At 56.2% G+C, this 4,268-nt stretch carries 4 protein-coding genes and 1 pseudogene; 4 read left to right on the top strand and 1 reads right to left on the bottom strand.

The window, feature by feature from the left end:
• Positions 1–44: 44 nt before the first annotated feature.
• The 3 genes from NCN04_RS08595 (at position 45) to NCN04_RS08585 (ending at position 2,869) form a co-directional block, all read left to right on the top strand.
• Positions 45–1,676 (top strand): Hsp70 family protein, encoded by a 1,632-nt coding sequence (locus NCN04_RS08595; protein ID WP_250395815.1) that lies wholly within the window; start codon positions 45–47, stop codon positions 1,674–1,676.
• A gap of 75 nt (positions 1,677–1,751) precedes the next feature.
• The gene (locus NCN04_RS08590; protein ID WP_048347133.1) at positions 1,752–2,594 is read left to right on the top strand and encodes a hypothetical protein; all 843 of its coding nucleotides are present in this window, start codon (positions 1,752–1,754) and stop codon (positions 2,592–2,594) included.
• Positions 2,595–2,647: 53 nt separating this feature from the next.
• Positions 2,648–2,869: a ferredoxin-thioredoxin reductase variable chain gene (locus tag NCN04_RS08585; RefSeq protein ID WP_011620183.1), complete on the top strand. Its 222-nt coding sequence runs from the start codon at positions 2,648–2,650 to the stop codon at positions 2,867–2,869.
• An 11-nt stretch (positions 2,870–2,880) separates the two neighbouring features.
• Here the strand turns inward: NCN04_RS08585 and pyrR are convergent, their stop codons facing one another.
• A complete protein-coding gene (pyrR, locus tag NCN04_RS08580) occupies positions 2,881–3,450 on the bottom strand; it encodes a bifunctional pyr operon transcriptional regulator/uracil phosphoribosyltransferase PyrR (RefSeq protein WP_048347134.1) in 570 nt (189 codons plus the stop codon).
• Between the two features lie 145 nt (positions 3,451–3,595).
• Between pyrR and NCN04_RS08575 the strand changes: the two are divergent.
• Positions 3,596–4,268, top strand: a pseudogene (locus NCN04_RS08575) (2,3-bisphosphoglycerate-independent phosphoglycerate mutase); the annotation flags it as partial.

Here is a 4,268-nt window from a genome sequence, read left to right as displayed (position 1 = left end):
TCCATCGCTAGGCCCCGTAGCCTGAACTTCTTATCAAGATGGCCATGGCTGAGGTTCAGCCCCCCAAGGAAGAACAAAACCTTCATCTTTCCGCTCAAGGAACACTTGCGATCGACATTGGGAGCACCAATACGGTGGTTGCCTTTCAGGACGGCAGCGCGTCGCCCCCTCAACTCCTAGACCTGGCACCCATCAGTCAACGACCGGGAGAAATCCCAAGCCTCATCTGGAGCAACTCCCCAACCAACCACCAACCTCTCGTGGGCCGGCAAGTCCTCGACAGCGGCCTCTCCGATGGGACGTCCCTAGAACTTCATCGCGACTTCAAACGCTGGATCGGAGTTTTGGACAAATCCGACCTGCCATCTCATCCCCTCAGTCCTGAGCAAGCTGGCGAAATTCTCTTGCACCAGATCTGGAAACGCCTGCCTCCGACAGTGTCGGTGAAGCGGCTGGTGCTCACGGCTCCTGTTGATCAGGCGCTTGGTTATCGCCAGTGGCTCTTGCAAGCCTGCTCGAGGCTTCCTGTTGATGAGGTGGCGCTCGTGGACGAGCCAACTGCAGCGGCCATGGGCGCAGGACTGCCTGCAGGCTCGAAGTTGTTGGTGGTGGATCTAGGGGGCGGCACGTTGGACCTCTCCCTTGTCGCCTTAGAAGGCGGCGAGGGAAAAGCAGCGCCACTGGCGCAGCTGCTGCGCTTTCGTGGACGCGACCTCAAAAACAGCAAACAGACCCTGCGCTCGGCAAGGGTTTTAGGAAAAGCCGGCATCGCCCTTGGCGGCAGAGATCTGGATCACTGGATCCTGGATCATCTGCTCCCAAACGATCCCGGCCTGATCCTGAGAAATCAGACGAGCCTTTTAAATGCGGCTGAACGTTTGAAATGCAACCTCAGCGATCCCAATCTCGGAAATGAAGAGACCCTCACGGAGTTAGCCAGCGGCATCGATCTGGCTCAACCGATCACCTTGTCGCTCAATCGGAACCAATTCCACGCGCTGCTTGAGCGCCGAGGATTGCTCAAGGTTCTTGAGGGACTGCTCGATCGCACGTTGGCCTCGGCCCGCCAGCAGGGCTGCAGACCAGATGACCTCAACGCCGTCGTCGCAGTTGGTGGTGGAGCCTATCTTCCGCTAATGCGCCAGTGGTTGTCAGAGACAATGCAGCCGGTGCCGTTGCTGACACCACCACCTGTTCAAGCCGTGGCAACCGGTGCTCTCAATCTCACCCCTGGGGTCAGGATCCGAGATCTCCTCCAAAAAGGCGTCTATTTGAGGTGCTGGGATCGTCGTAGTAGTTCCCATCACTGGCATCCCTTATTCCTCTGCGGCCAGCCATGGCCTTCTCTTCAACCCCTGGTCCTGAACCTGAGCGCAAGTCGCAGCAATCAACAGGATCTTGAGCTTGTACTCGGTGAACCCCACGGCGACCGACGACACGAAGTGGTGTTCGTCGGAGGGATCCCCACCGTTAGGGATAACAGCAACGTTCCGGACACCATTCGGCCTCTGTTGAGCAAGACCATTCGCCTTGAGCTCCATCCACTGGGTCAACCAGGAGAAGACTGTGTGCGCCTAGCTTTTCACCTTGATGACGACGCTAAACTTGTCATGAGCGGAGAAGATCTAAGAACGGGGTTAGCCATCGAACCGTGCACGCTGATAACGGTGCAGTGAACGGTCCGTCCACACACAGTTGAGAGTCCTTTCTCCCCTCCATAGAAAGGAGTTCGTCTAAAGAGGCTTTGGATTTTGGCGCTGCGTCGCCATCTGCCCCATTTTTGGATCATCGCGACTCTTGGTGGAGTCGCAGCACTTTGTACTGGAGCTTATTTATGGGAGCAACAGCTGCCGCGGAAATTAAGTCAGGCGCTCTTAACGGATAACCTCCCAGCCTGCTTGCGCTACGGAGAGCAGCTAGCTGCGCTGCGTTGGCTCGGGCAGAAAGCGCCTGAAGAGCTTGCCATTTGTCGTCGAAGACTGGCTCAACAGGCTTGGGATCCAGCTGATCCAGGTCAGGCTCTGCTTCTTCAAGAGCAGCTCGTCAATTCAGGTGTTGGCTCCCTGCAGCAACAAGAGCAAGATCAAAAGCAGCTGAAACTCTGGAGAGATGAGCTCCGCGACCAGGCTCTCTCTCAATTTCGAGCGGGCCAATTAAACGAGGCCTTGACCATGCTTCGTCCCCTGGAGAAGCACGATGGTCGACCCGGAAGTCGCTTAAGTGACAGCCTCAAGGAAAGCTGGAATCGCAATCGCCATCAGCTTGAACAGCTGAGAGAGCATGTGAACCAAGATCAGTGGTGGGAAGCCCTCAGCGCGCTCAACCAGCTCGATCATCCCTGGTGGCAACGCCAAGCCGAACCCATGCGTCAGGAAGTAGAGCAGGCCATTGACGATCTAAGGGATCGGAAAGAACACCAAAGCCATGGAGCCTTGCCGGCTCACACTGTGGCGAGAGATCTGTTGAACGAGGCGGTGGAGGCATACATCCTCGAAGGAATGCCTCCTTGGGAAGCCTTCATGGCCGGTTGCCGCGATCTAGGTGGAACCATCGTTGAAGACGGCCCTGAGACGCTGTGTCAGGCCAAGCACTAAGGGACCTTGATCTAACTCTCCGTGAGACAATCGCCTGACTTGAACGGACGTCCATGCAGCCGGGTGACAAGGTTGTCGTCTCCACCAGTGTTGTTGTTTTCAACCACCCCCAACATCGTGGAGAAAGTTTCGATATGGAAGGAAGTGAGGGAGAGGTTTTCAAGGTGCTCGACGATTGGAAGGGACGTCCAATCAGCCCAACTCTTCCCGTCGTTGTGGCTTTTGGCCGTTACAAGGCCCACTTCCGAGCGGACGAGCTGACCTCGGCGAGTTGAGGCAAGCCAGATTATTCGGGGATGTTTTCATTCACGCGGCGAAGGAAAACTCCCTCCTCTCCATCCAAGCCAAGAAGACGCAGTTCGATGGTTTCCGATCGACGCGTCGGCACGACCCTGCCACAAAAATCCGGCTGAATGGGCAATTCCCGATGGCCCCGGTCCACCATCACCAGCAATGAAACTCGGCGTGGTCTGCCCCAGGCCTGGATGGCCTCCAACGCTGCTCTGACGGTTCGCCCAGTGAAGACAACGTCATCCACGAGCACAACATCTCTTCCTTCCACGCTCACGGGTAGATCGGTGGCCTGGACCATGCGCACACCCACTCGACCTAAATCATCACGATGAAAGGTGGGGTCGAGGGTGCCAGTCGCCACAACGTGTCCGCTCTGATCTTGTAAGGAGCTGGCAATGACACCAGCCAATTGAACGCCGCGGGTTGGGATCCCCAAAAGCACCAGAGATTCAACGGTTGGCACAGACTCCAAAACCTGAGATGCCAGGCGCGTTACGGTTTTTCGCAACTCATCCGCAGAGAGAATTTCAATCCGATCATCACCAACGTTTCGATCAGCCATCGCTTTTTTTTAAGGCGATCAGTGTATGAACGATTTTCCCCAGCACGATCAGCTTTTGCAAACCTGAAAGGCAAGAATCAGAACCATTGGGCTGCAGGGAGGTAACTTGATTCTGTAGAGGGACTTAAGAACTGAGATTGACGGAGTGAACGTACCGAACGACCTCGAAGGAAATCTTCTCAGCAACGCTCCCGTTGCACCTGTGGTTCTTGCGATCCTCGATGGATGGGGATTTTGTGACTCCACTGAGCACAACGCCATCCGCAGCGCTTCAACTCCGGTCATCGATGCGCTCTGGCATGCCTATCCCCACGCCCTTATTGAAGCGAGCGGATCCCATGTGGGACTCCCCGACGGTCAGATGGGGAATTCAGAAGTAGGGCACCTCACCATTGGAGCCGGTCGGATTATCCGTCAAGAGTTAGTGCGTATCAGTGAAACTGTGCGCGAGCGCCGACTTGGCAGTACCTCAGCTCTTCAATCAGTCGCCGAACGTCTACGCAGGACTGGTGGCACCCTCCATCTGCTTGGTCTCTGCTCCGATGGCGGCGTACACAGCCATGTAGAGCACGTTTGTGGGCTTCTCGAATGGGCGGCAGAGGAGGGTCTCAAGAACGTGGCCATCCACGCGATCACCGACGGACGAGACACGCCGACCCAAAGCGCACCAACACACCTGAGCAAAATCCAAGCGGCAATCAACACCCATGGAATTGGCCGAATTGCCAGTCTCTGTGGGCGCTACTGGGCGATGGATCGTGACCATCGATGGGAGAGAACAGAGCGGGCTTATGACTTACTGACCGATCCTGATTTGG

This window comes from Synechococcus sp. MU1655, assembly GCF_023630655.1.
Taxonomy (GTDB): domain Bacteria; phylum Cyanobacteriota; class Cyanobacteriia; order PCC-6307; family Cyanobiaceae; genus Synechococcus_C.
The sequence above is the reverse complement of the archived record's forward strand: the minus strand, read 5'-3'. Positions and strand labels throughout refer to the sequence as shown.

Excerpts from the sequence above, each read along its gene's own strand:
- NCN04_RS08595 (WP_250395815.1), top strand. The coding sequence starts at position 45 with ATGGCTGAGGTTCAGCCCCCCAAGGAAGAACAAAACCTTCATCTTTCC.
- pyrR (WP_048347134.1), bottom strand. The coding sequence starts at position 3,450 with ATGGCTGATCGAAACGTTGGTGATGATCGGATTGAAATTCTCTCTGCG.
- NCN04_RS08585 (WP_011620183.1), top strand. The coding sequence starts at position 2,648 with ATGCAGCCGGGTGACAAGGTTGTCGTCTCCACCAGTGTTGTTGTTTTC.